This is a genomic window from Xanthomonas bonasiae, from assembly GCF_014836395.1.
GTDB classification, from domain to species: domain Bacteria; phylum Pseudomonadota; class Gammaproteobacteria; order Xanthomonadales; family Xanthomonadaceae; genus Xanthomonas_A; species Xanthomonas_A bonasiae.
Window position 1 is genome coordinate 122,868 of sequence record NZ_JACSQX010000004.1, and the last position, 23,229, is coordinate 146,096.

23 protein-coding genes and 1 tRNA gene are annotated in these 23,229 nt (G+C 69.4%); 13 read left to right on the forward strand and 11 right to left on the reverse strand.

Translation table 11 applies throughout. The features are described 5' to 3' along the window. Nucleotides 1–18: 18 nt before the first annotated feature. From H9658_RS07455 to murJ, 6 genes are all read right to left on the reverse strand, one after another. Nucleotides 19–94 (reverse strand) — tRNA-Thr (locus H9658_RS07455). A 35-nt stretch (nucleotides 95–129) separates the two neighbouring features. Beyond that, the gene (gene ispH / locus H9658_RS07460) at nucleotides 130–1,080 is read right to left on the reverse strand and encodes a 4-hydroxy-3-methylbut-2-enyl diphosphate reductase (protein WP_191824919.1); all 951 of its coding nucleotides are present in this window, start codon (nucleotides 1,078–1,080) and stop codon (nucleotides 130–132) included. 7 nt (nucleotides 1,081–1,087) lie between these two features. After that, a complete protein-coding gene (gene lspA / locus H9658_RS07465) occupies nucleotides 1,088–1,591 on the reverse strand; it encodes a signal peptidase II (RefSeq protein WP_179570798.1) in 504 nt (167 codons plus the stop codon). A 109-nt stretch (nucleotides 1,592–1,700) separates the two neighbouring features. Beyond that, complete coding sequence (gene ileS, locus H9658_RS07470) at nucleotides 1,701–4,532, reverse strand: isoleucine--tRNA ligase (protein WP_191824920.1); 2,832 nt, start codon at nucleotides 4,530–4,532, stop codon at nucleotides 1,701–1,703. Between the two features lie 6 nt (nucleotides 4,533–4,538). Beyond that, nucleotides 4,539–5,537, reverse strand: a complete 999-nt coding sequence (locus H9658_RS07475) for a bifunctional riboflavin kinase/FAD synthetase (protein WP_191824921.1) — start codon at nucleotides 5,535–5,537, stop codon at nucleotides 4,539–4,541. Nucleotides 5,538–5,806: 269 nt separating this feature from the next. Continuing rightward, on the reverse strand, nucleotides 5,807–7,399 hold the full coding sequence (gene murJ, locus H9658_RS07480) for a murein biosynthesis integral membrane protein MurJ (RefSeq protein WP_191825081.1): 1,593 nt from the start codon (nucleotides 7,397–7,399) through the stop codon (nucleotides 5,807–5,809). Between the two features lie 116 nt (nucleotides 7,400–7,515). Between murJ and rpsT the strand changes: the two genes are divergently transcribed. After that, entirely contained in the window at nucleotides 7,516–7,788 is a 273-nt protein-coding gene (gene rpsT / locus H9658_RS07485) for a 30S ribosomal protein S20 (RefSeq protein WP_003469619.1), read from the forward strand. A gap of 124 nt (nucleotides 7,789–7,912) precedes the next feature. On the opposite strand, the gene cgtA is transcribed toward rpsT, so the two are convergent. From cgtA to rplU, 3 genes are all read right to left on the reverse strand, one after another. Further along, nucleotides 7,913–8,983: an Obg family GTPase CgtA gene (gene cgtA, locus H9658_RS07490; RefSeq protein ID WP_191824922.1), complete on the reverse strand. Its 1,071-nt coding sequence runs from the start codon at nucleotides 8,981–8,983 to the stop codon at nucleotides 7,913–7,915. A 261-nt stretch (nucleotides 8,984–9,244) separates the two neighbouring features. Continuing rightward, nucleotides 9,245–9,520 (reverse strand): 50S ribosomal protein L27, encoded by a 276-nt coding sequence (rpmA, locus tag H9658_RS07495; protein WP_179570794.1) that lies wholly within the window; start codon nucleotides 9,518–9,520, stop codon nucleotides 9,245–9,247. Nucleotides 9,521–9,532: 12 nt separating this feature from the next. Then, on the reverse strand, nucleotides 9,533–9,853 hold the full coding sequence (rplU, locus tag H9658_RS07500) for a 50S ribosomal protein L21 (protein ID WP_039005690.1): 321 nt from the start codon (nucleotides 9,851–9,853) through the stop codon (nucleotides 9,533–9,535). Nucleotides 9,854–10,147: 294 nt separating this feature from the next. On the opposite strand from rplU, the gene uvrA reads away from it, so the two are divergent. Both uvrA and H9658_RS07510 read left to right on the forward strand, forming a co-directional pair. Beyond that, complete coding sequence (gene uvrA, locus H9658_RS07505) at nucleotides 10,148–13,114, forward strand: excinuclease ABC subunit UvrA (RefSeq protein ID WP_191824923.1); 2,967 nt, start codon at nucleotides 10,148–10,150, stop codon at nucleotides 13,112–13,114. Then, entirely contained in the window at nucleotides 13,111–13,539 is a 429-nt protein-coding gene (locus H9658_RS07510; RefSeq protein WP_191824924.1) for an acyl-CoA thioesterase, read from the forward strand. Before uvrA ends, H9658_RS07510 begins: the two co-directional genes overlap by 4 nt. A 338-nt stretch (nucleotides 13,540–13,877) precedes the next feature. Here the strand turns inward: H9658_RS07510 and H9658_RS07515 are convergent, their stop codons facing one another. Then, on the reverse strand, nucleotides 13,878–14,363 hold the full coding sequence (locus H9658_RS07515) for a copper chaperone PCu(A)C (protein WP_191824925.1): 486 nt from the start codon (nucleotides 14,361–14,363) through the stop codon (nucleotides 13,878–13,880). Between the two features lie 48 nt (nucleotides 14,364–14,411). Here H9658_RS07515 and H9658_RS07520 point away from each other — a divergent pair, with 48 nt between their 5' ends. The 3 genes from H9658_RS07520 (at nucleotide 14,412) to H9658_RS07530 (ending at nucleotide 16,698) form a co-directional block, all read left to right on the forward strand. After that, nucleotides 14,412–15,191, forward strand: a complete 780-nt coding sequence (locus tag H9658_RS07520) for an enoyl-CoA hydratase/isomerase family protein (protein WP_191824926.1) — start codon at nucleotides 14,412–14,414, stop codon at nucleotides 15,189–15,191. A 72-nt stretch (nucleotides 15,192–15,263) separates the two neighbouring features. After that, nucleotides 15,264–16,175 carry an acyl-CoA thioesterase II gene (gene tesB, locus H9658_RS07525; RefSeq protein WP_179570790.1) on the forward strand — a complete coding sequence of 304 codons (912 nt, stop codon included), beginning with the start codon at nucleotides 15,264–15,266 and terminating at the stop codon, nucleotides 16,173–16,175. Nucleotides 16,176–16,185: 10 nt separating this feature from the next. Then, nucleotides 16,186–16,698, forward strand: a complete 513-nt coding sequence (locus tag H9658_RS07530; RefSeq protein WP_191824927.1) for a putative signal transducing protein — start codon at nucleotides 16,186–16,188, stop codon at nucleotides 16,696–16,698. A gap of 340 nt (nucleotides 16,699–17,038) precedes the next feature. On the opposite strand, the gene H9658_RS07535 is transcribed toward H9658_RS07530, so the two are convergent. Further along, complete coding sequence (locus H9658_RS07535) at nucleotides 17,039–17,644, reverse strand: EF-hand domain-containing protein (protein WP_179570788.1); 606 nt, start codon at nucleotides 17,642–17,644, stop codon at nucleotides 17,039–17,041. 214 nt (nucleotides 17,645–17,858) lie between these two features. On the opposite strand from H9658_RS07535, the gene H9658_RS07540 reads away from it, so the two are divergent. The 7 genes from H9658_RS07540 (at nucleotide 17,859) to H9658_RS07570 (ending at nucleotide 23,142) form a co-directional block, all read left to right on the forward strand. Beyond that, nucleotides 17,859–18,620 carry an arginyltransferase gene (locus tag H9658_RS07540; protein WP_191824928.1) on the forward strand — a complete coding sequence of 254 codons (762 nt, stop codon included), beginning with the start codon at nucleotides 17,859–17,861 and terminating at the stop codon, nucleotides 18,618–18,620. Between the two features lie 223 nt (nucleotides 18,621–18,843). Then, nucleotides 18,844–20,085 carry an endonuclease/exonuclease/phosphatase family protein gene (locus H9658_RS07545; RefSeq protein ID WP_191824929.1) on the forward strand — a complete coding sequence of 414 codons (1,242 nt, stop codon included), beginning with the start codon at nucleotides 18,844–18,846 and terminating at the stop codon, nucleotides 20,083–20,085. 153 nt (nucleotides 20,086–20,238) lie between these two features. After that, nucleotides 20,239–20,601 carry a roadblock/LC7 domain-containing protein gene (locus H9658_RS07550; protein WP_179570785.1) on the forward strand — a complete coding sequence of 121 codons (363 nt, stop codon included), beginning with the start codon at nucleotides 20,239–20,241 and terminating at the stop codon, nucleotides 20,599–20,601. 10 nt (nucleotides 20,602–20,611) lie between these two features. Continuing rightward, a complete protein-coding gene (locus H9658_RS07555) occupies nucleotides 20,612–21,112 on the forward strand; it encodes a PAS domain-containing protein (protein WP_191824930.1) in 501 nt (166 codons plus the stop codon). Further along, a complete protein-coding gene (locus tag H9658_RS07560; protein ID WP_191824931.1) occupies nucleotides 21,109–21,864 on the forward strand; it encodes a PhnD/SsuA/transferrin family substrate-binding protein in 756 nt (251 codons plus the stop codon). Before H9658_RS07555 ends, H9658_RS07560 begins: the two co-directional genes overlap by 4 nt. A 10-nt stretch (nucleotides 21,865–21,874) precedes the next feature. Continuing rightward, the gene (locus tag H9658_RS07565; protein WP_225209813.1) at nucleotides 21,875–22,522 is read left to right on the forward strand and encodes a hypothetical protein; all 648 of its coding nucleotides are present in this window, start codon (nucleotides 21,875–21,877) and stop codon (nucleotides 22,520–22,522) included. Beyond that, the gene (locus H9658_RS07570; RefSeq protein WP_179570782.1) at nucleotides 22,519–23,142 is read left to right on the forward strand and encodes a hypothetical protein; all 624 of its coding nucleotides are present in this window, start codon (nucleotides 22,519–22,521) and stop codon (nucleotides 23,140–23,142) included. The genes H9658_RS07565 and H9658_RS07570 overlap by 4 nt, the downstream gene beginning before the upstream one ends. The last annotated feature ends 87 nt before the right edge of the window (nucleotides 23,143–23,229 follow it).

Genomic DNA, 23,229 nt, shown 5'->3' on the forward strand with positions numbered 1-23,229 from the left:
GGGGTTCTTCGCTGCATCTGGTGCCGGAAATAGGAATCGAACCTACGACCTACGCATTACGAATGCGCCGCTCTACCAACTGAGCTATTCCGGCTGAACCGCCAATTCTAGGGGGGCGCCGGCCGCCGGTCAATTGACCAGGCGCAGGCGCAGTTCCTTGGGCAGGGCGAACACCATCGACTCCGGTTCGCCGGCCAGTTCGCCGACGCCGTCGGCGCCCAGTTCGCGCAGCCGCGCGATGACCCCGTCCACCAACACCTGCGGCGCCGAGGCGCCGGCGGTCAGGCCGATGCAGCGCTTGCCGGCGACCCAGGCCGGGTCGATCTCGTCGGCGCCGTCGATCAGGTAGGACTCCACCCCGTCGCGCCGCGCCAGCTCGCTGAGCCGGTTGGAATTGGAGCTGTTCGGCGAGCCGACCACCAGCACCAGGTCGCACTGCCTGGCCAGGTCGCGCACCGCGTCCTGGCGGTTCTGGGTGGCGTAGCAGATGTCGTCGTTCTTCGGCCCCTGCATCGCCGGGTAGCGCGCGCGCAGCGCGTCGATGATGCCGCGCGTGTCGTCCACCGACAGCGTGGTCTGGGTGGTGTAGGCCAGGTTCTCCGGCTGCTGGATGTCCAGCGTGGCGACCTGCTCGATGTCTTCGACCAGGTAGATGCGCCCGGCGCCGCGTTCGCGGTTCCATTGGCCCATCGTGCCCTCCACCTCGGGGTGGCCGGCGTGACCGATCAGCACCACGTCGCGGCCGGCGCGGCAGTGCCGGGCCACCTCGAAATGGACCTTGGTGACCAGCGGGCAGGTCGCGTCGAACACCTTCAGCCCGCGCCGCTCGGCCTCCTGGCGCACCGCCTGGGACACGCCATGGGCGCTGAAGATGACCGTGTTGCCGTCGGGCACCTCGTCCAGTTCCTCGACGAAGATCGCGCCGCGCTGCTTCAGGTCGTCGACCACGAAGCGGTTGTGCACCACCTCGTGGCGCACGTAGATCGGCGCGCCCAGGGTCTCGATGGCGCGTTTGACGATCTCGATCGCACGGTCGACGCCGGCGCAGAAACCACGGGGATTGGCGAGCAGGACGTCCATGCGCCAATTATCCCGCTTTTCGCTTCGACTTGCCGTCGAACACGCCGAACAGGGCGATGCCCACGGCGCCGGCGACGATCGCCGAGTCGGCGATGTTGAACGAAGGCCAGTAGTGGTCGCCCACGTACCACTGGATGAAATCGACGACATGGCCGTGCATCAGCCGGTCGATCACGTTGCCGATCGCCCCGCCGATGACCAGGGCGTAAGGCATTGCGCTGCGCCAGTCGCCGCGCGGGGTGCGCGCCAGCCACCAGGCCAGCAGGCCGCTGATGCCCACCGCCAGCGCGGTGAAGAACCACAGCTGCCAGCCGCCGGCCTGGCTCAGGAAACTGAACGCGGCGCCGGTGTTGTAGGTCCGGTACCAGTTCCAGAAGCCGTCGATCACCGGCACTGCGGTGAACTCGGGCAGGCTGGACAGCACCCAGGCCTTGCTCCACTGGTCCAGGCCGATCACCAGCGCGGACAGCAGCAGCCAGATCAGGGCGGAGGGGTTGGGTCGTACGGTCATGCGCGGGGTCCGCCTCGGGCGAAGGATGGATGCAACGGAAATCTACGCGGGGACGCCGGCAGCGACGCCGAACGCGTCGCCGCCGCGGTCCCCATCGCGCAGGGGCGGATCAGAACCAGTGGCGCTCCTCGCCCGGTCCTTCGACGTTGCCGACACAGCGGCCGCACAGTTCCGGGTGCGCCGGATCCACGCCCACGTCGGCGCGGTGGTGCCAGCAGCGCACGCACTTCTGCTTGCTGGTGGCCTGGGCGCTGACGAAGATCTCGTCGGTGCTGGCCTCGCGCACCACCACGTCGCCGCTGATGAACAGGAAGCGCAGTTCCTCCTGCAGCGGCTGCAGCTTGGCGGCCGTGGCCGCGTCGGCGGCGACGGTGATCTCCGCCTCCAGCGCCGCGCCGATCACGCCGTTGCCGCGCATCGGCTCCAGCACCTTGGCCACCTGCTCGCGCAGCGCCAGCAGCTGCTCGAAATCGGCCGCGCTCAGCGGCGCATCTTCCGGCAGCGGCGCCAGGCCTTCGTACCAGGTCGCGAACAGCACGTTGCCGACATGCGCGCCGGGCAGGTAGCCCCACAGTTCGTCGGCGGTGAAGCTCATGATCGGCGCGATCCAGCGCACGAACGCTTCGGCGACATGGAACATCGCGCTCTGCGCCGAACGCCGGCCGTGCGAGTCCTCCGGCATCGTGTACAGCCGGTCCTTGGTCACGTCCAGGTACAGCGAACCCAGGTCCACGCTGCAGAAGTTCAGCAGCGCCTGCACGATCGCGGCGAAGTCGTAGCGCGCGTAGGCGGCCTTGATCTGCTCCTGCACTTCGTAGGCGCGATGCACGATCCAGCGGTCCAGCGCCACCAGCTCCGGCAGGGTGCGCAGGTGCGCGGCCGGATTGAAGCCGTGCAGGTTGCCGAGCAGGAAGCGCGCGGTGTTGCGCAGGCGCCGGTAGGCGTCGGAGTTGCGCTTGAGGATCTCCTGCGACAGCGACATCTCGTTGCTGTAGTCGCTGGAGGCGATCCACAGGCGCAGGATGTCCGCGCCCAGCGTCTTCATGATGTCCTGCGGCTCGATGCCGTTGCCCAGCGACTTGGACATCTTGCGGCCGTGCTCGTCCACGGTGAAGCCGTGGGTCAGGCACTGCCGGTACGGCGCCGCCTGGTCCAGCGCCACGCCGGTCAGCAGCGAGGACTGGAACCAGCCGCGATGCTGGTCCGACCCTTCCAGATACAGGTCGGCCGGCTTGGGAATGCCGCGCTCGGCCAGCACCGCCTCGTGGGTCACGCCCGAGTCGAACCACACGTCGAGGATGTCGATGATCTTGTCGTAGTCGGCGGCTTCGTCGCCGAGCAGTTCGGCGGCGTCGAGCGTGTACCACACGTCCACCCCGCTCTCCTCGACGCGGTCGGCGACCTGGCGCATCAGTTCGGTGCTGCGCGGATGCGGCTCGCCGGTCTCGCGGTGCACGAACAGCGCGATCGGCACGCCCCAGGTGCGCTGCCGGGAGATGGTCCAGTCCGGGCGCCCGGCGACCATGCCGGCGATGCGCGCCTGGCCCCAGGACGGATACCAGTGCACGCCCTCGATCGCCTTCAGCGCGTCGGCGCGCAGGTTGGCCTGCTCCATCGAGATGAACCACTGCGGGGTGGCGCGGAACGCGATCGGGGTCTTGTGCCGCCAGCAGTGCGGGTAGCTGTGGACCATGCTCGCGTGCGCCAGCAGCGCGCCGCGCGCGGCCAACACCTCGGCGATGGTGTCGTTGGCCTTCCAGATGTGCAGCCCGGCCAGCGCCACGCCGTCGGCCGGCGGAGTCGACGGCAGGTACACGCCGCGGCCGTCGATCGGGTTGATCTGTGCAGCGGTGTAGCGCTCGATCAGGCCGTACTGCTTGGCCGCCACGTAGTCTTCCTGGCCGTGCCCGGGCGCGGTGTGCACCGCGCCGGTACCGTCCTCGTCGGAGACGTGGTCGCCGAGGATCAGCGGGATGTCGCGCTCGTCGTAGAACGGATGCGCCAGCAGCTGGTGCTCCAGCGCCGCGCCGGCGACGCGGCCGTGCACCACCACCTCGGTGACGCCGTAGCGTTGCAGCGCGCGCTCGGCCAGCGCATCGGCCAGCACCAGCCAGCGGCGACGGCCGTCGTGGGCCGGGCCTTCGACCAGGGCGTAGCTCAGGTCCGGCCCCAGCGACACCGCCAGCGAGGCCGGCAGCGTCCACGGCGTGGTGGTCCAGATCGGCACCGCGACTTCCACATCCTCCGGCAGCGCGACGCCGAACGCGGCCGCCAGCGCCGCGCCGTCGCGCGCGGTGTAGGCCACGTCCACGGTCGGCGACTGCTTGTCGGCGTATTCGATCTCCGCCTCGGCCAGCGCCGAGCCGCAATCGAAGCACCAGTGCACCGGCTTCACCCCACGGGTCAGGTGGCCGTTGTCGACGATCCGGGCCAGCGCGCGCATCTCGTTGGCTTCGAAATGGAAGTCTAGCGTGCGGTACGGGTTGTCCCAGTCGCCGATCACGCCCAGGCGCTTGAAATCGCGGCGCTGGATGTCGATCTGCTCGTTGGCGTACTCGCGGCACTTCTGCCGGAACCGCGCCGCATCCAGCTTGACCCCGACCTTGCCGTACTTCTTCTCGATCGCGATCTCGATCGGCAGGCCGTGGCAGTCCCAGCCCGGGATGTACGGCGCATCGAAGCCGGCCAGATACTTGGACTTGACGATGATGTCCTTGAGGATCTTGTTGACCGCATGGCCGAGGTGGATCGCACCGTTGGCGTACGGCGGGCCGTCGTGCAGCACGAACAGCGGCCGGCCCTGGGCGTTGTCGCGCAGTTGCGCGTACAGCCCCTCGCTCTCCCAGCGGGCCAGCGTGTCCGGCTCGCGCTTGGGCAGATCGCCGCGCATCGGGAAGTCCGTCGCCGGCAGGTTGAGGGTGGCTTTGTAGTCCTGGGTCACGGGGATTTACCGGTTGTCTTCAGTGGAGAGTCCGCGGGCGGAGGCGCGGGCTTGTGCGGGCGGCAGCGCGGGGCGCTGCGCCGACGCGAGCAGGCGCCGGGCCAGCGCGGCGTCGCGGTGCATCTGTTCGGTCAGCGCCGGCAGATCGGAGAACTTCTCTTCGTCGCGCAGCTTGGCGACGAATTCCACGGCGATGTGGCGTCCGTACAGGTCGCCGTGGAAATCGAACAGGTGCGCTTCCAGTAGCGGCTCCACGCCCTGCACCGTCGGCCGCGTGCCGAAGCTGGACACCGACGGCCACGGCTGCTCGGTCACCCCGTGCACCCAGGTCGCGTAGATGCCCGACAGCGCAGGCGTGCGCGGGAAACGCAGGTTCGCGGTGGGATAGCCGAGGGTGCGTCCGAGCTGCTTGCCGCGCACCACGCGGCCGTCGATCGCGTACGGGCGGCCGAGCAGTTCGGCGGCATGGGCGAATTCGCCGGCCACCAGCAGTTCGCGGATCCGGGTGCTGGAAATGCGTTCCTCGCGCAGGTGCACCGGCTCGATCTCGCCGGCGGAAAAGCCCAGGTGCGCGCCCATCTCGCGCAGCAGCGCGATGTCGCCGCCGCGCTTGTGGCCGAAACGGAACGCCGGGCCGATCCACACCTCGCGCGCCTGCAGCCGATCGACCAGGGTGCGCTGCACGAAGTCCTGCGCGCTCATCGACGACAGGCGCAGATCGAAGCGCAGCAGGCCCACGCTGTCCACGCCAAGCTGCTGCAGGCCTTCGACCTTGGCCCGCGGCAGGGTCAGCCGCGGCGGCGGCGCGGCCGGCGCGAAGAACTCGCGCGGCAGCGGCTCGAAGCTCAACGCCACCGCCGGCACGTCCAGCGCGCGGGCACGCGCCAGCGCATGGCGCACCAGCGCGCGGTGGCCCAGATGCAGGCCATCGAAGGCGCCGATGCAGACCACGCTTCCCTGCGGGAACAAAGTCCCGCCCTCGACGTCTCTAAACAGCCTGCTCATTCCTCGGTCCGAAGCGCCGGCGCTGGAATGCGCCGGCCGATGATGCGTAACCGTCGAGTATAGCGGGGAGTGGCAAGACCCGGGACGGCAGGCCCGCCGCCAGTGGAATCGCCGCCAGGCCATCGGACCGAGGCGGGCGCCGCTTTTCTGTAGGAGGGGCTTCAGCCCCGACGCCTTACCGGTAGAGCATCGGGGTTGAAACCCCTCCTACAGAAAGCGCAAATGCCGCACTTGCGAATCCCCAATCCCCAATCCCAATCTCCCGGCCGTCAATGCTCGCGCAGATCCCGCGGCCGGAAGCCCAGCGCCAGCAACGCCAGCAGGTACACCGCCCCGCCGCCGCCGACCAGCGCCAGCAGGCTGCCGATGCGGTGCCACTTGTCCATGGTGGTGAACCCCGGCAGCCAGTGCAGGCCCAGCCCCAGCACCGCGGCCATCGCCGCGCAGGCCACGCCCAGCCGCAGCAGGTAGCCCGCCCAGCCCGGCCGCGGCCGGTACACCTCGGCGCGGCGCAGCCAGCGCCACAGCAGCGACAGGTTGATGTAGCTGGCCACCGCGCTGGCCAAGCCCAGCGCCAGATGCAGGCCCGGCACCGCCGCCAGCGCCGCGCGCACGCCCTGCGCGCGCAGCTCGGCCGGCACCCACAGCTGGTACAGGATCGCCAGGAACAGCAGGTTCAGCACCATGTTCGCGACCAGCGCGACCACCCCGGCGCGCACCGGGGTGCGCGTGTCCTGGCGCGAGTAGAACGCCGGCAGCAGCACCTTCAGCAGCGCGTACGCGGGCAGGCCGAAGCTCAGCCCGAACACCGACATCGCCGCCATGCGCGTGTCGAAGGCGGTGAACTTGCCATACTGGAACAGCGTGGCCACCAGCGGCTGGCTCAGCAGCATCAGCCCCAGCATCGCCGGCACCGAGATAAGCAGCGTGATGCGCAGACCCCAGTCCAGCGCATTGGAGAACCCGGCATGGTCGGTCTTGACGTGGTGCCGCGACAGCGCCGGCAGGATCACCGTGCCCAGCGCCACGCCGAACACGCCCAGCGGCAGCTCCAGGAAGCGGTCGGCCTGCGACAGCCAGCTCTGCGAGCCGGCGAACAGGAACGAGGCGATCACCGTGTCCAGCAGCAGGTTGATCTGCGCGATCGAGGAGCCGAACAGGGTCGGCACCATCAGCTTGAGCACCCGGCGCACGTCCGGATGGCTCCAGCCCCAGCGCGGCAGGGTCAGCAGGTCGATGCCGCGCAGCGCCGGCAGCTGGAAAAGCAGCTGCAGCGCGCCGGCAACCAGCACCCCCCAGCCCACCGCCAGGATCGGCACCTCCAGCTTCGGCGCCAGCCACAGCGCGCCGGCGATCATGCACAGGTTGAGGATCACCGGGGTCAGCGCCGGCAGGCCGAAGCGGTTGAAACTGTTCAAGGCGCCGCCGGCCAGCGCGGTCAGCGACACGAACAGCAGGAACGGGAAGGTCAGCCGCAGCAGGTCCACGATCAAGCCGAACTTGGCCGGATCGTGGCTGGAGCCGGGATTGAACAGCAGCGCCACCTGTGGGGTGAAGATCAGCCCCAGCGCGGTGACCAGCAGCAGGATCCCACCCAGGGTGCCGGACACCCGCGACATCAGCTCGCGCAGGTCGGCATGCGGCCGGGTTTCCTTGACCTCGGTGAACACCGGCACGAAGGCGGTGGCGAACGAGCCTTCCGCGAACAGCCGGCGCAGGAAGTTGGGAATGCGGAACGCGACCCAGAACGCGTCGGTGATCGCGTTGGTGCCGAACGAAATGGTGATAGCCTGATCGCGTACCAGCCCCAGCACGCGCGAGACCATGGTCATGCTGCTGAACGAGAGCAGCCCGCGGGACATGCGCGGCGCGCTCATGCAGCGACCCTCTTGACAATTGGCTTGACGCAGTTGTTTAGAACCTTCATACTTTCCCGCTTGTTTTTATCCATCACATAGCTTTCCAGGAAACCACCACCGTGGCCAATATCAAGTCCGCCAAGAAGCGCGCCAAGCAGACCGTCGTGCGCAACGCGCGCAATACGGCTCAGCGTTCGATGCTGCGCACCGCCGTCAAGAAGGTCATCAAGGCCCTGGACGCCAACGACGCCGCCGGCGCCGAAGCCGCTTTCGCCGTTGCCCAGCCGATCCTCGACCGTTTCAGCTCGCGCGGTCTGATCCACAAGAACAAGGCTGCGCGCCACAAGAGCCGCCTGACCGCCCGCATCAAGGCGATCAAGACCGCCGCCTAACCGGCTGCGGTCGTTGCCGGAAGCGTCAGCGCTTCCGGCACTACGAAAAAGCCCGGCCTCGGCCGGGTTTTTCGTGTGCGTGCGATCCGCTCGCGACAACCGCGCGCCGGGCCGGCCGCCGCGCTCAGAGCGCATCGGCGGCCGGGGCATTGGCGGCCGCTTCCAGCGCATCCTCGCGCTGGCGGTCGAAGAACGCCATCACGTCCTTCATGATCGGCCAGGTGCCGTCGCGGCCCAGCGCCGAGACCAGATACCACGGCTGGGTCCAGCCGAGTTCGGCGACGACCTGCTCGGCCAGCGTGCGCGCCTCGTCCTCGAACAGCAGGTCGGCCTTGTTCAGCACCAGCCAGCGCGGCTTGGCCAGCAGCTCCGGATCGTGCTTTTCCAGCTCGCGCTCGATCGCGCGCACCTGCTCGGTCGGCGAGACGCCATCCACGCCGCCTTCCATCGGCGCCAGATCCACCAGGTGCAGCAGCAGACGCGTGCGCTGCAGATGGCGCAGGAACTGCGCACCCAGGCCGGCGCCATCGGCCGCGCCCTCGATCAGGCCGGGAATGTCGGCGATCACGAAGCTGCGATAGGCCTCGACGCTGACCACGCCCAGGTTCGGATACAGCGTGGTGAACGGATAGTCGGCGACCTTCGGCGTGGCCGCGGACACCGCGCGGATGAAGGTGCTCTTGCCGGCATTGGGGAAGCCGAGCAGGCCGACGTCGGCGAGCAGCTTCAGCTCCAGCTTCAGCACGCGCTCCTCGCCCTCCTCGCCCGGCGTCGCCTTGCGCGGCGCGCGCGTCACCGAGCTCTTGAAATGCATGTTGCCCAGGCCGCCCTTGCCGCCCTGCGCGACCAGCAGCTTGTCGCCGTGCGCGACCAGATCGCCGATGGTCTCGTCGGTATCGACGTTGATCACCACGGTGCCGACCGGCACGGTGATGACCAGGTCTTCGCCGGCCTTGCCGTACATCTGCCGGCCCATGCCGTTCTCGCCGCGCTGCGCACGGAACGCGCGCTGGTGGCGGAAATCGACCAGGGTATTGAGGTTCTCGTCGGCGACCAGCCACACGCTGCCGCCGTTGCCGCCATCGCCGCCGTCCGGCCCGCCCAGCGGGATGAACTTCTCGCGGCGGAAGCCGATGCAGCCGTTGCCGCCATTGCCGGCACTGACCTGGATTTCTGCTTCGTCTACGAGTTTCATGAATTTACAACCGGGAATGGGGAATGGTGAATCGAGAATCGGAAAAGCCAACCGGCGCCGCGGCGTCGATTCTAAGTGGCAGCACCCGATCGGCAAAATCCGACCGGTTGCGTGGCCAGGAAACGGAACGAGCCAACGGGAGGCGCTTTTGCCATTCCCGATTCCCCATTCCCGACTCCCAGCCACAAAACAAAAACCCCGCCGAAGCGGGGCTTTCGTCAGCAAGCCCGCGCCGTGGCGCAGGCCCTGGAGGCGAAACGCTTACGCCTCGGCAGTCGCCGCTTCGGCGACCACGCTCACGGTGCGACGCTTCTTGGCGCCCTTCACCGAGAACTCGACCTTGCCGTCGACCAGCGCGAACAAGGTGTGGTCGCGGCCCAGGCCGACGCCCGAACCCGGGTGGAACTGGGTGCCGCGCTGACGCACGATGATGTTGCCCGCCTCGATCGCCTGGCCGCCGAACATCTTCACGCCCAGGTATTTCGGGTTGGAGTCGCGGCCGTTGCGCGAGGAACCTACGCCTTTTTTGTGTGCCATGACTGCTGCTCCTTACTTCTTGTCGCCACCGGCAATGCCGGTGATCTCGATTTCGGTGTAATGCTGACGATGTCCCTGACGCTTCATGTGGTGCTTGCGGCGGCGGAACTTGATGATGCGCACCTTGTCGGCGCGGCCATGGGCCACGACCTTCGCGGTGACGGTGGCGCCGTTCAGCGCGTCACCGAGCTTGATGCCGTCGCTGTCGCCCAGCATCAGGATGTTGTCGAACTTGATCTCGTTGCCGGCTTCGACTTCGAGCTTTTCCACGCGGAGCGTTTCGCCCTGCGCGACGCGGTATTGCTTACCGCCGGTTACCAGTACTGCGTACATGACCAGACTTCCTCTGTAGTTATTGTGGTCGCCCCTGCCGCGCCTCTTCGGGCAGACAGGAGCGGAATTGTAATGGCTTCAGCGGGTTAGGGTCAAGTCCCCGGTCCGGCGCGGATGCGGCCCCGGCGCCCCGTCGCGATTGGCTGAACCGGCCAGCCGCGGCCCGCCCCGAATCCTGGCAAATCCGGCAATTGCCCCCACCTGACAAGCTGGGTACGCTGATCGATTGCCGTCCCCTCTCCGCCCCCACGCTGGCCCCGGGCTGTCGCCCGGCCGGCACAACACGGACCCCTCATGGCGATGGATTTCATCCGCATCCGCGGCGCGCGGACGCACAACCTCAAGAACCTCGACCTCGACCTGCCGCGCGACAAGCTGATCGTGATCACCGGCCTGTCCGGCTCGGGCAAGTCGTCGCTGGCGTTCGACACCATCTACGCCGAAGGCCAGCGCCGCTACGTGGAGTCGCTGTCGGCGTACGCGCGGCAGTTCCTCAGCGTGATGGAAAAGCCCGACATCGACCACATCGAAGGCCTGTCGCCGGCGATCGCGATCGAGCAGAAGTCGACCTCGCACAACCCGCGCTCCACGGTCGGCACCATCACCGAAATCTACGACTACCTGCGCCTGCTGTACGCGCGCGTGGGCCAGCCGCGCTGCCCCGACCACGGCTATCCGCTGGAGGCGCAGACGGTCAGCCAGATGGTGGACCACATCCTGAGCCTGGACCCGGAGCAGCGCTACATGCTGCTGGCGCCGGTGATCCGCGACCGCAAGGGCGAGCACGCGCAGGTGTTCGAGCAGTTGCGTGCGCAGGGCTTCGTGCGCGTGCGCGTGGACGGCGAGCTGTACGAGATCGACGCGGTGCCGGCGCTGGCGCTGCGCCAGAAGCACACCATCGAGGCGGTGATCGACCGCTTCCGCCCGCGCGAGGACATCAAGCAGCGCCTGGCCGAGAGCTTCGAGACCGCGCTGAAGCTGGCCGACGGCATGGTGTCGGTGCAGTCGCTGGACGACACCGCCGCCGCGCCGCACCTGTTCTCGTCCAAGTACAGCTGCCCGGTCTGCGACTACTCGCTGCCGGAGCTGGAGCCGCGGCTGTTCTCGTTCAACGCGCCGATGGGCGCGTGCCCGAGCTGCGACGGCCTGGGCGTGGCCGAGTTCTTCGACCCCGAACGCGTGGTGGTGCATCCGGAGCTGTCGCTGTCGGCCGGCGCGGTGCGCGGCTGGGACCGGCGCAACGCCTACTATTTCCAGCTGATCGCCTCGCTGGCCAAGCACTACAAGTTCGACGTGGACGCGCCATGGCAGTCGCTGCCGGCGAGCGTGCGCCAGGCGGTGCTGTACGGCAGCGGCGACGAGACCATCACCTTCACCTACTTCACCGATGCCGGCGGCCGCACCCAGCGCAAGCACCGCTTCGAAGGCATCATCCCCAATCTGGAACGCCGCTACCGCGAGACCGAATCGCCGGCGGTGCGCGAGGAACTGGCCAAGTACATCAGCCAGCGGCCGTGCCCGGACTGCAAGGGCGCGCGCCTGAACAAGGCCGCGCGCAACGTGTTCGTCGCCGACCGTCCGCTGCCGGACCTGGTGGTACTGCCGATCGACGACGCGCTGACCTTCTTCCGCCAGCTCGACCTGCCCGGCTGGCGCGGCGAGATCGCCAGCAAGATCGTCAAGGAGATCGCCGAGCGGCTCGGCTTCCTGGTCGATGTGGGCCTGGATTACCTGACCCTGGAACGCAAGGCCGACACCCTGTCCGGCGGCGAGGCGCAACGCATCCGCCTGGCCAGCCAGATCGGCGCCGGCCTGGTCGGGGTGATGTACGTGCTCGACGAGCCGTCGATCGGCCTGCACCAGCGCGACAACGAGCGCCTGCTCGGCACGCTGACGCGGCTGCGCGACCTGGGCAACACGGTGATCGTGGTCGAACACGACGAGGACGCGATCCGCCTGGCCGACTACGTGCTGGACATCGGCCCCGGCGCCGGCGTGCACGGCGGCGAGATCGTCGGCCAGGGCACGGTGGCGGACCTGCTGAAGGCGCCGCGCTCGCTGACCGGCCAGTACCTGTCGGGCAAGCGCCGCATCGAGATTCCGGCCAAGCGGCACAAGGCCAATCCGAAGATGACCCTGCACCTGCGCGGAGCCACCGGCAACAACCTCAAGAACGTGGACCTGGACATCCCGGCCGGGCTGCTGACCTGCGTCACCGGCGTGTCCGGCTCGGGCAAGTCGACGCTGATCAACGACACCTTGTTCACCCTGGCCGCCAACGAGATCAACGGCGCCTCGCATACGGTGGCGCCGTACCGCGAGATCGAACACCTGGACCTGTTCGACAAGGTGGTGGACATCGACCAGTCGCCGATCGGGCGCACCCCGCGCTCCAACCCGGCCACCTACACTGGCCTGTTCACGCCGCTGCGCGAGCTGTTCGCGCAGGTGCCCGAATCGCGTGCGCGCGGCTATTCGCCGGGCCGTTTCAGCTTCAACGTGCGCGGCGGCCGCTGCGAGGCCTGCCAGGGCGACGGTCTGATCAAGGTCGAGATGCATTTCCTGCCCGACGTGTACGTGCCCTGCGACGTGTGCCACGGCAAGCGCTACAACCGCGAGACGCTGGAGATCCTGTACAAGGGCTTCAACATCAACGACGTGCTGCAGATGACCGTGGAGGACGCGCTGCGGCTGTTCGAGCCGGTGCCGACCATCGCGCGCAAGCTGGAGACGCTGGTCGATGTCGGCCTGAGCTACATCAAGCTCGGGCAGAGCGCGACCACCTTGTCCGGCGGCGAGGCGCAGCGGGTGAAGCTGTCCAAGGAGCTGTCGCGCCGCGATACCGGCCGCACCCTGTACATCCTCGACGAGCCGACCACCGGCCTGCACTTCCACGACATCGAAGCGCTGCTGGGCGTGTTGCACAAGCTGCGCGACGAAGGCAACACCGTGGTCGTGATCGAGCACAACCTGGACGTGATCAAGACCGCGGACTGGGTGGTGGACCTGGGCCCGGAAGGCGGCCATCGCGGCGGCACCATCCTCGCCACCGGCACCCCGGAGGACATCGCCGCGCATCCGGATTCCTACACCGGCCAGTTCCTGGCCAAGCTGCTGCCCGCCGGCACCGTGGCCAAGCCGACCAAGCCGGCGGCGATGGCCAACAAGCCCGACGCGCTGCCGCCGCGCAAGAGCAAGGCAGAAAAGGCCGCCGCCAAGAAGGCGGCTAAAAGGACCACGACCAAGAAGGCCGCACGATGAGCGCATCCCCCACCGATTCCTCCCCCTCGCACAAGCCGCTGGCGCGCGTGCCGATCAGCGTGCGCTGGCGCGACATGGACAGCATGGGCCACGTCAACAACGCCAAGTACATCTCCTATCTGGAAGAAGCACGCGTGCGTTGGCTGCTGAACGTGGAAGGCTTCTCGATGCGCAACCGCATCGCCCCGGTGGTGGCGGCGACCAACGTCAACTACCGGCGCCCGATCGTGTGGCCGAACGACATCGTGGTGGAGCTGTTCGTCGAGCGCATGGGCAGCAGCAGCATCACCGTCGGCCACCGCATCGTCGACCAGACCGACGAGCGCGTGCTGCATTCGGACGGCAACGTGGTGGTGGTGTGGATCGACACCGAAACCGGCAAGAGCGCGCCGCTGCCGGACGAGATCCGCGCGGCGTGCAGCTGATTGAGAAGCCGGGATTGGGGATTCGGGATTCGGGATGACCAGCCGTTCGGCTGTGGAAAGCCGGGATTCGGGATTGGCAGACCCGCGCAAGATCGCTTTTGCTAATCCCCAATTCCGAATCCCGAATCCCCGCCCTTGTAGGAGCGGCTTCAGCCGCGACGGGCTTTACCGGTAATGCCTGTCGCGGCTGAAGCCGCTCCTACAGGACTCCATCGTGTTGGCCGGAGGTGCTGTGGGAGCGACTTCAGTCGCGACGCGCCGAACCCAAAGGGTGCAGCGGCAATCGTGGCGATCGCCATCGCCATCGCCATCGCAATCGCCACCGCTCGGCCACCCCGCTACGGCTTGGCCGCACTCACCTTCAGCTCGCCCTGCACTTCGCGCCCGTCCTCCAGCACGAAGGTGATCGGCAGGCTCGCCCCCTCGCGCAGCGGCTGCGCCGGCTGCATCAGCATCAGGTGCAGGCCGCCAGGCTGCAGCACCGCATCGGCGCCGGCGGCCAGCGGCAGGCGCTCGATCTCGCGCATCTTGCTGACCCCATCCACCTGCGTGGTCTGGTGCAGGCTCACGTCGGCGAACGCCGGGCTGCGCGCCGACACCACCGCCAGCGCCTGCTTGCACGGGTTGTGCAGGCGGCCGAAACCGGCGGCCATCGGCATCGCCGCGCTCGGCGGCAGCCTTGCCCAGCCCGCCTGCCACTGCGGCAGACAGCCATCGGCCTTGGCCGCCGCCGGCGCCGCGAAGGCCGCCCCCGGCGCCAACCCGGCCAAACACGCCAGCCCGATGGCCAGCCCCCGTACGCATGCGGATGGTTTGAGCTTCATGGCCCTATGATAGCGGTCCCGCACCGCGCCGCCTTCGGAAGCTTTCGCATGACCTCGCTGATCCAGGTTCTCGACCACGGCCCCATCCGCCAGCTGCGCTTGGCGCGCGCGCCGGTCAACGCGCTCGACACCGCCCTGTGCGCCGACCTGGCCGCGGCGATCGCGCAGGCGCAGGCCGACGCGGTGCACGCGCTGGTGCTGTCCGGCAGCGAGCGCATCTTCTCCGCCGGCATGGACGTGCCGCATCTGCTCGGGCACGGCGACGACCGCGCCAAGCTGCTCGACAGCTGGCAGCAGTTCTTCGGCGCCGCCCGCGCGCTGGCCGACAGCGCGATCCCGGTGGTGGCCGCGTTGACCGGTCACGCGCCGGCCGGCGGCTGCGTGCTGGCGCTGTGCTGCGACTACCGGGTGATGGCGCGCAGTCCCGAGCCGGCGCACCCGGTCAGCATCGGGCTCAACGAGACCCAGGTCGGCCTGGTCGCGCCGGAAGGCATCCAGCGCCTGCTGCGGCGCGTGGTCGGCGCACACCGCGCCGAACGGCTGCTGGTCGCCGGCGAGCTGGTCAGCGCCGAGCGGGCGCTGGAAATCGGCCTGGTCGACGAACTGGTCGACGCGGAACTGGTGGTCGCACGTGCGGTGGCCTGGCTGCAGGAGCTGCTGAAACTGCCGCGGCAGCCGATGCTGCAGACCCGCGCGATCGCCCGCGCCGACCTGCGCGCCGCGCTGGCCGACGAGTACATCCAGCTCGAGCGCTTCGTCGACGGCTGGCAGGCGCCGGACACCCAGGCCGCGCTGCACGCGCTGGTCGCCAGGCTGGGCAAGCGCTGAGCCGCGCCGGCACGCAGGCGGGCGCGGGCGGCCCGGTATAATCGTGGGCATTCCTCGCCCAGGCCCCGCCTCTTGTCCGCCAAGCCGCCCGCTCCCGTCGTGTCCGAACTGATCGAACTGCTGTCGCTGGAACGGCTGGAGGACAACCTGTTCCGCGGCCAGAGCCGCGACATCGGCACCAAGTACGTGTTCGGCGGGCAGGTGCTGGGGCAGGCGCTGTCGGCGGCGCAGGCGACGGTGGACAACGGCCGCCGCGCGCATTCGCTGCACGCCTATTTCCTGCGCGCCGGCGACATCGACCACCCCATCGTCTACGACGTGGACCGCACCCGCGACGGCGGCAGTTTCTCGGTGCGCCGGGTCACCGCGGTCCAGCACGGCAAGGTGATCTTCTTCTGCGCCGCCTCGTTCCAGGAGCGCGAAGACGGCGCCACCCACCAGCTGAAGATGCCGGAAGTGCCGCAGCCGGAAGACATCGAGCCGACCCAGGCCGCGCGTCCGGACGTGCTGGCGACGCTGCCGACCAAGGTGCAGCGCTGGCTCTCGCGCGGCGGCCCGTTCGAGTTCCGCCACGTGTACCCGCGCGACGAACTGAACCCGCCCAAGCGCCCGCCGTTCCAGCAGATGTGGCTGCGCCTGAGCGAGCCGGTCGGCGACGCGCCGGAACTGCACCAGGCGCTGCTGGCCTACGCCTCGGATTTCCACCTGCTCGGCACCGCGACCTTTCCGCACGGCATCAGCTACTACACGCCGAACGTGCAGATGGCCTCGCTCGACCACGCGCTGTGGTTCCACCGCCCGTTCCGCGCCGACGACTGGCTGCTGTACTCGCTGGACAGCCCCAGCGCGCAGGGCTCGCGCGGCCTGGCGCGCGGCCAGTTCTTCACCCGCGACGGGGTGCTGGTCGCCAGCACCGCGCAGGAAGGCCTGATCCGCGTGGTGCCCGAGGCCGGCGCCGCGGCGCAGGTTCCGGCCAAGGACTGAGGCGACGACGATGCGGCAGATCTTCAGCAGTCAACGCGTGGAAACCGCCGAGGGCGTGGCCAAGCTGTTGCGCGAGCAAGGCATCGAGGTGCGGCTGAGCAACGGCCGTTCCTACCGCAGCCGGCGCAGCGGCCAGTTCAGCTACATCGACCCGGTGGCGGCCCAGGTGCAGCCGACGGTGTGGGTGGTGCACGCCGACGACCAGCCGCGCGCGCGCGCCCTGCTGCGCGAGTCCGGCCTGATCGACAGCACCCGCCAGGACCCGGCGCAGACGCTGCCGTACCTGAGCGAATTCCGCTCGCAGGCGGTCCCGGACAGCGGCAAGCGCTGGGCGTGGCGGCTGCGGGTCGCGCTGCTGCTGGCGATCGGCGCGGTGGCGCTGGTGACGGTGCTGCGCCATCGCGGCAACCAGGCCGCCGCGCCCACCCCGGCTGTCGCGCCAGCCGCCGCACCGGCCTCGCAACCGGCGCAGGACAGCGACGAAGTGCGCGTGCGGGTGCAGCCGGCGCAGCGCGGCAACTGAGCCGTCGGCGGCAGAGGCATGCTGTTTCTTGCAGGGTTTGGGGTGGCCGCTGACGGCCGCTCAAGCCGGCCATTTCGCCACCGCGCCTGTGGGGGTTGAAGCCGCTCGCGATAGGCTGGCTGCACTGTAGGAGGGGCTTCAGCCCCGACAGGTCGCCGAAGTTCGCGACTTCGCCAATGGGCATGTCGCGGTTGAAACCGCTCCTACAGGAGCATGGCGATTGGCCGCGTGCGCTGCGGGAGCAACGCATGGACAAATAAAAACGCCCCTGCGCATTGCTGCGCAGGGGCGGCTGTCGATCGGCGCCTTGTTGCTTGTTGCCTGTTGCGGGGCGGAACGGTCAGTTCGCGTCGGATGCGGCCGGCATCGGCTTGGCGCCAGGCTTCTGACCGGGCTTCTGGCCGGGCTTGTGCATCCACATCGACTGCGCCGCGTCGAACTCGGCGCGGCTGAGCATGCCGTCCTTGTTGGTGTCGGCCTTGGCGAACCATTCGTCGCGATGCTGCTTGGCGCGCAGCTCGAAATCGGCGCGATCGACGAAGCCGTCCTTGTTCGCGTCCATCTTGTCGAAGCGCGCGGCGAACTTCGGATCGGCCTTGGCCTCGTCGCGGCTGATGCGGCCGTCCTTGTTGGTATCCAGCTTGGCCCACATCGCGCCATGCTCGCCGCGTCCGCCGCGCTCGCCGTGACGGCCATGGCGCGGGAACTCGTCGGGGGTCAGCTTGCCGTCGTGGTTCTTGTCCAGCGCGTCGAAGTGCTCGGCCAGGCGCGGATTGGCCGCGGCCTCGCTGCGATCGACGACGCCGTCGCCATTCTTGTCCAGCCTGGCGAAGCCGCCGGCATCGGCCGGCGCGGCGGGATCCGACGGCGGCGGGTTGGCGGCGTAGGCACCGCCGGACAGCACGGCGAGCATGGCCAGGGCGAGCAGCGGGTTGCGATACTTCATGGAAAACTCCCTGAGGGAAAGGAAGACACCTGCCGGCGCGGCAAGCGCATGCGGCAGTCACCAGCGCAGCAGGAACGGACCGCCAGGCGGGCCGGCGCAGCGGCGCCTTCACTGCAATCAACGCCCCGCTGCAGGCGCGGTTGACCCAGGCCGGGGCGCATTCATGCGGCGGACAGTCGCGGCCGCTGCGATCGCGAAGCGCTATGCTCGGTGCATGGCCATCCACACCGACGCCAGCGACGACCTGCGCCTGTTCCAGACCGGCCAGCACGCGTGCGGCTATTGGCCCGAGCGGCAGGCGCGCGATCTGGTGCTGGACCCGCACGACCCGCGCCTGGGCGCGCTGTATCCGCTGGCGCTGAGCTGGGGCTTCCGCCGTTCCGGCGACCTGGTCTACCGGCCGCATTGCGACCACTGCCGCGCCTGCGTGGCGGTGCGCATCCCGGTCGCGGAATTCGTGCCCGACCGCAGCCAGCGCCGTTGCCTGGCGCGCAATGCCGACATCGACACGCGCATCGTCGCCGCCGAACGCAACGAGGAACAGTTGGCGCTGTACCAGCGCTACCTGCGCATGCGCCACCCGGGCGGCGGCATGGATGCGCACGGCGCGCACGAGTTCGACCAGTTCCTGATCGGCCGCTGGTCGCACGGGCGCTTCCTGGAGATGCGCCTGAAGACCGCGGACGGACAGCGCGGACCGCTGCTGGGGGTGGCGGTCACCGACATCGCCGAGCAGGCCTTGTCGGCGGTCTACACCTTCTACGATCCCGACGTCGCCGCGCGCGGGCTGGGCACGCTGGCGATCCTGCAACAGATCGCATGGGCCAGGCGCGAAGGCCTGAGCCATCTGTACCTGGGCTACTGGATCCGCGGCCACCAGAAGATGGACTACAAGCGCCGCTTCCGGCCGCTGCAGGCCTACGACGGGCGCAACTGGCGCGCGTTCGACGACTACGCCGGCCGCCTCGGCGATTAGGGCGCCCGCACCGCGATTCGGCCTTCCGGCTCACCGACCGATGGGAGCGAGAGAGGCAATGAGCGATCCACGGCGCGACCACGAGAGCTGACGACAAGCGAGACACCCGTCTCGCGCCGCCTGCCGGCGCCGCGACCCGCAGCGTGCATCGCCTGGGCAAGCGCGTTCGGCACGCCGCCACGGCGCCATCGTTCGGACATGCGCCGCGTGCGAAAATGCGCGCATGAAGCCACGTGCCCTGTTGTTTGCCCTGACCCTGCTGTGCGGCGCCTGCTCGCATACCGGCTCCGCCCCGACCGCCGCCACGCCCGCAGCGCCCGCCCCCGCGGCATTGCGCCTGGCCACCTACAACACCTCGCTGAATTCGGACGAGGACGGCGGCCTGATCGCGGCGCTACAGGGCGACAGCGCGCAGGCGCGCAAGATCGCCGCGGTGCTGCAGCAGGTGCGCCCGGACCTGGCGCTGCTCAACGAATTCGACTACGACGACGCGCACCGCGCCGCCGACCTGTTCCAACAGCGCTACCTGGAAGTTGCCCAGCCGCTCGGCGGCGCCGCGCTGCACTACCCGTACCGCTACCTGGCGCCGGTCAACACCGGCGTGCCCAGCGGGCTGGACCTGGACAACGACGGCAGCGTCGGCGGCAACGGCCGCGCGCGCGGCAACGACGCCTGGGGCTACGGCCTGCATCCCGGCCAGTACGGCATGCTGCTGCTGTCCAGGTACCCGATCGACGCCGCGGCGGTGCGCAGCTTCCGCCTGTTCAAATGGAGCGCTATGCCCGGCGCCCTGCGGCCGATCGATCCGGCCACGGGTCGCACGTTCTACAGCGATGCGGTGTGGGCGCAACTGCGGCTGTCGTCGAAATCGCATTGGGACGTGCCGGTACGCACGCCGCTGGGCGTGGTCCACGCGCTGGTCGCGCATCCCACCCCGCCGGTGTTCGACGGCGCCGAGAAGCGCAACGCGGCGCGCAACCACGACGAACTGCGGCTGTGGCGCGAATATCTGGACAACCGCGCCAGCGCGACATGGCTGTGCGACGACGCCGGCCGTTGCGGCGGCCTGGCCGCCGGCGCGCGCTTCGTGATGCTCGGCGATCTCAACAACGACGTCATCGACGGCGAAGGCCGCCACGACGCGATCCGCGCGCTGGTCGAACACCCGCGCGTGCTGCACTACCCGACCCCGCACAGCGCCGGCGGCGAAGAAGCCGCGCGCGCCTATGCCGCGCAGGGCATCGCCCACCGCGGCCCGCCGCAGCAGGTCACCGGCGATTTCGGGCCGAAGGCCGGCGCGATGCGGCTGGACTACGTGCTGCCGTCCAACGGCTTCCGCTATCTGGACAGCGGCGTGTTCTGGCCGGCCTCCAGCGCCCCGGCCGCGGCGATCGCCGACGGCAGCGACCATCACCTGGTGTGGGTGGATGTGACTTTGGAGCCGGGATTGGAGAGTCGGGATTAGGGATTCGTGGCGCTGGCGGTCGGCCGGCGACTGAATTGATCCGGGTCCGCGGGGTCGCCGCGGACCGGCCTTGATCCAGATCAAGGGCAAGACCGCGCAAACGCTATCCAATGCATCCCGCACCCCGTCGGGATGCGTCACCGGATAGCGAGCATGCGAACGCAACAGCTGCAACAGGCGCTGGAGGGACTCAACGGCGCCACCGCCGACATCGAGGCCTCGGCGCTGATTTCCTTGGATGGACTGATGATCGCCTCGGCGATGCCGCAGGGCATGGACGAGGACCGCGTCGGCGCGATGTCCGCCGCGCTGCTGGCGCTGGGCGAGCGCAGCGCGCGCGAGCTGGCGCGCGGGCCGCTGGAGCGGGTGCTGATCCAGGGCGAACTCGGCTACGTGATCATGAGCGCGGCCGGGCGCGAAGCGGTGCTGACCGTGCTCGCCAAGCCCAGCGCCAAGCTCGGCCTGGTGTTCCTGGACATCAAGCGCGCCGCCCAGGCGCTGCAGCAGATTCTCTAGGAGCGCCGCCATGCCGCTGCCGCCGATGGATCCGCCGCACGAGCCGCACCGCAGCGCCGAGCTGCGCTACCACGATGGCAGCCGCCGCCTGGTGTACTGGAGCGAACGCGAAGTGGCCTACCCCGACGGGCGCCTGATCGTGTCGCGCACCGACCTGGACGGGGTCATCACCCACGCCAACGACGCCTTCGTCGAACTCAGCGGCTGGCCGCGGGCGACGCTGATCGGCGCGCCGCACTGCATCCTGCGCCACCCGGACATGCCCAGGCGCGCGTTCCGCGACCTGTGGGACACGGTGCTGGGCGGCGAGAAATGGCACGGCTACGTCAAGAACCTGCGCCGCGACGGCGCCTGCTACTGGGTCTACGCCACCGCGCTGCCGAACGTGCGCAACGGCCAGGTGGTCGGCTTCACCTCGGTGCGGCGCAAGCCCTCGCGGCGGCGCATCGACGCCCTGCAACCGCTATACGCGCAGTGGCTGCAGGACGAGCGCGCGGAGACGCCGGCATGAGCCTCGATTTCCTGGTCGCGCCGGACTTCGCGCCGGAGAACTTCTGCGGCTGGTACCTGCTCAGTACCGTGCTGCAGCGCCGCACCGGCGTCGGCCTGCACCTGCTGATGCCGGCCGATGCCGCGGAACAGAGGCAGTTGCTCGACGACAGCGTGGTCGACCTGGTGTACGCCAGTCCGTTCGATGCCAGCGCCCTGATCCGCACGCGCGGCTATCTGCCGCTCGCACGCCCGCGCGCGCATGCCGACGAAGTGGTGATCGCCGCCGCCGCGGACGCGCCGGCGCGCCGTGTCGAAGACCTGTCCTACGGCTGCCGCATCGCGCTGACCGACAACCACGACGTGCGCCTGATCGCGCTGCGCCTGCTGGAACCGGCCGACCTCGACCCCGAGCGCATCGCCTGGCGTCCGGCCAGCAGCTACGCCGCAGTGGCGCGGCTGCTGCTGGAAGGCGAAGCCGATGCCGGCCTGTTCCTGGCCGACGCCTATCGCCGCCTGTCGCGACTGACCCGCGAGCGGTTGCGGCCGCTGGTGGAGAGCGCGCTGTGCGACATCGGCCACGTGCTGCTGGCGCATCCGCGCATCGCCGCGCAGCTGCCTGCGCTGCAAACGGCGCTGCTGGCGCTGGGCGACGCGACGCACCGCGAGGACCAGGGCGTGCTCGATGCGCTGGGCCTGGAGCGCGGCTTCGAGGCGATGGCGATGGAAGACGCGGAATTCATGATCGACCTGATCGACACCTTGCTGGACTGAGCGCACCGCCATGGCCAACCGCACCACCGCTGCAGACCCGGCCCGCCTGGTGATGCGCACGCATGCGCGCGCCCTGCTGCGCGATCCGCGCGACGCCGCCGCGCACCTGGCGCGCCTGCATGCGGCGCTGCAGCTGCACGACAACGAGCCGGCGCAAGGCGTGCTCGCCGACCTGTTCGTGGCGCTGCCGCGACACGACACCGCGTTGCGCCAGGCGGCATTGCAGATGGCCGCCGCGCATCTGCCGCCGCATGTGGCCGAGGCCTTCCAACGCCACAGCCATGGCCACGCGTTGCTGCCGATCAATGCCCTGGCCACACGCTGGAGCGTGCTGGCGCGCCCCTCGGCCGACGTGCCGGCACGGGTCCGCCGGGCCAGCCCCGACCATTCGCGGCGCATGGTGCGCGAGGTGGTGGAGGCGTTGTGCGAAGGCGCCCCGCTGACCGCGGCGCGCTGCGAGCGCGAGTTCCTCGACTACTGCATCAGTTGCCAGGACAAGCTCGCCTTCATGCTCGCCAGCCGCGAGCTGCGCCGCCATGCGCTCGCCCTGGGCGACCGCTGGGACCGCACCGCACGCTGGCTGCAGCAACGCGACCTGCTCGGCGGCCGCAGCGTCGCCGCCGACCTCCCTCTTTCCATTGCAAGCCCTCGGCCATGAACGACGACCAAGAACCTACCTGGCTGATGCCCACGCCGCACGGCGTGCTGCATGGTTTCGCCAGCGCCGCCCCGGACCGCATGCAGCGCGCCCTGCAACTGCTGCTCAGCGCGCACGGCGCATTGTCGCTGCCGGAATGGCGCATGCGCGTGGACGGCGACGCCCAGCGCCTGCTGCACGAAGCGCGCGAGCGGCAGTGGATCCAGCTGTTGCGGCGCCCGGTGCCCGGCCCGGAGATCCGCCTGGACGATTTCGCCCAGCACGTGATCGCGCCGCTGTCGGCCGAGCGCCGCGCCGTGCTCGCCTCCGACGGCGGTTTCTGCCTGGGCCATGCCGGGCTGAACCAGGACGAGGCCGACACGTTGAGCGTGGCCGCGGCCGATTTCTCCGGCTTCGCCCAGCGGCAGGGCGCACGCGGCTGGAGCGGCGCGCAGCGCTACGTGTCGTTCTACAGCGAGCCGCAGCTGTTGCTGCCGGACTGGTCGTTCGTCCCGTTCTGGGTGGACGGCAGCGGCTACTGGCTGATCCTCGGCGGCGAAGCGCTGCTCAACAACCTGGCGATGGTAGAGCTGGTGTGGAGCATCCGCCTGGCGGCGGCGCGGTTCGCGCCGCCGGGTTGAAGAGCCGGGATTAGGGAATCGGGATTGGGGATTGGGAACGGCGCCACGAGCGCGTCCCTTTTCCGTGCCGTCAAACCTTTTCCCCTG

What these genes read in the sequence shown, in the direction of transcription:
- ispH (WP_191824919.1), bottom strand. Translation starts at nt 1,080, where the DNA reads ATGGACGTCCTGCTCGCCAATCCCCGTGGTTTCTGCGCCGGCGTCGAC.
- lspA (WP_179570798.1), bottom strand. Translation starts at nt 1,591, where the DNA reads ATGACCGTACGACCCAACCCCTCCGCCCTGATCTGGCTGCTGCTGTCC.
- H9658_RS07475 (WP_191824921.1), bottom strand. Translation starts at nt 5,537, where the DNA reads ATGAGCAGGCTGTTTAGAGACGTCGAGGGCGGGACTTTGTTCCCGCAG.
- murJ (WP_191825081.1), bottom strand. Translation starts at nt 7,399, where the DNA reads ATGTCCCGCGGGCTGCTCTCGTTCAGCAGCATGACCATGGTCTCGCGC.
- cgtA (WP_191824922.1), bottom strand. Translation starts at nt 8,983, where the DNA reads ATGAAACTCGTAGACGAAGCAGAAATCCAGGTCAGTGCCGGCAATGGC.
- rpmA (WP_179570794.1), bottom strand. Translation starts at nt 9,520, where the DNA reads ATGGCACACAAAAAAGGCGTAGGTTCCTCGCGCAACGGCCGCGACTCC.
- rplU (WP_039005690.1), bottom strand. Translation starts at nt 9,853, where the DNA reads ATGTACGCAGTACTGGTAACCGGCGGTAAGCAATACCGCGTCGCGCAG.
- uvrA (WP_191824923.1), top strand. Translation starts at nt 10,148, where the DNA reads ATGGCGATGGATTTCATCCGCATCCGCGGCGCGCGGACGCACAACCTC.
- H9658_RS07510 (WP_191824924.1), top strand. Translation starts at nt 13,111, where the DNA reads ATGAGCGCATCCCCCACCGATTCCTCCCCCTCGCACAAGCCGCTGGCG.
- H9658_RS07515 (WP_191824925.1), bottom strand. Translation starts at nt 14,363, where the DNA reads ATGAAGCTCAAACCATCCGCATGCGTACGGGGGCTGGCCATCGGGCTG.
- H9658_RS07520 (WP_191824926.1), top strand. Translation starts at nt 14,412, where the DNA reads ATGACCTCGCTGATCCAGGTTCTCGACCACGGCCCCATCCGCCAGCTG.
- H9658_RS07530 (WP_191824927.1), top strand. Translation starts at nt 16,186, where the DNA reads ATGCGGCAGATCTTCAGCAGTCAACGCGTGGAAACCGCCGAGGGCGTG.
- H9658_RS07535 (WP_179570788.1), bottom strand. Translation starts at nt 17,644, where the DNA reads ATGAAGTATCGCAACCCGCTGCTCGCCCTGGCCATGCTCGCCGTGCTG.
- H9658_RS07540 (WP_191824928.1), top strand. Translation starts at nt 17,859, where the DNA reads ATGGCCATCCACACCGACGCCAGCGACGACCTGCGCCTGTTCCAGACC.
- H9658_RS07545 (WP_191824929.1), top strand. Translation starts at nt 18,844, where the DNA reads ATGAAGCCACGTGCCCTGTTGTTTGCCCTGACCCTGCTGTGCGGCGCC.
- H9658_RS07550 (WP_179570785.1), top strand. Translation starts at nt 20,239, where the DNA reads ATGCGAACGCAACAGCTGCAACAGGCGCTGGAGGGACTCAACGGCGCC.
- H9658_RS07555 (WP_191824930.1), top strand. Translation starts at nt 20,612, where the DNA reads ATGCCGCTGCCGCCGATGGATCCGCCGCACGAGCCGCACCGCAGCGCC.
- H9658_RS07560 (WP_191824931.1), top strand. Translation starts at nt 21,109, where the DNA reads ATGAGCCTCGATTTCCTGGTCGCGCCGGACTTCGCGCCGGAGAACTTC.
- H9658_RS07565 (WP_225209813.1), top strand. Translation starts at nt 21,875, where the DNA reads ATGGCCAACCGCACCACCGCTGCAGACCCGGCCCGCCTGGTGATGCGC.
- H9658_RS07570 (WP_179570782.1), top strand. Translation starts at nt 22,519, where the DNA reads ATGAACGACGACCAAGAACCTACCTGGCTGATGCCCACGCCGCACGGC.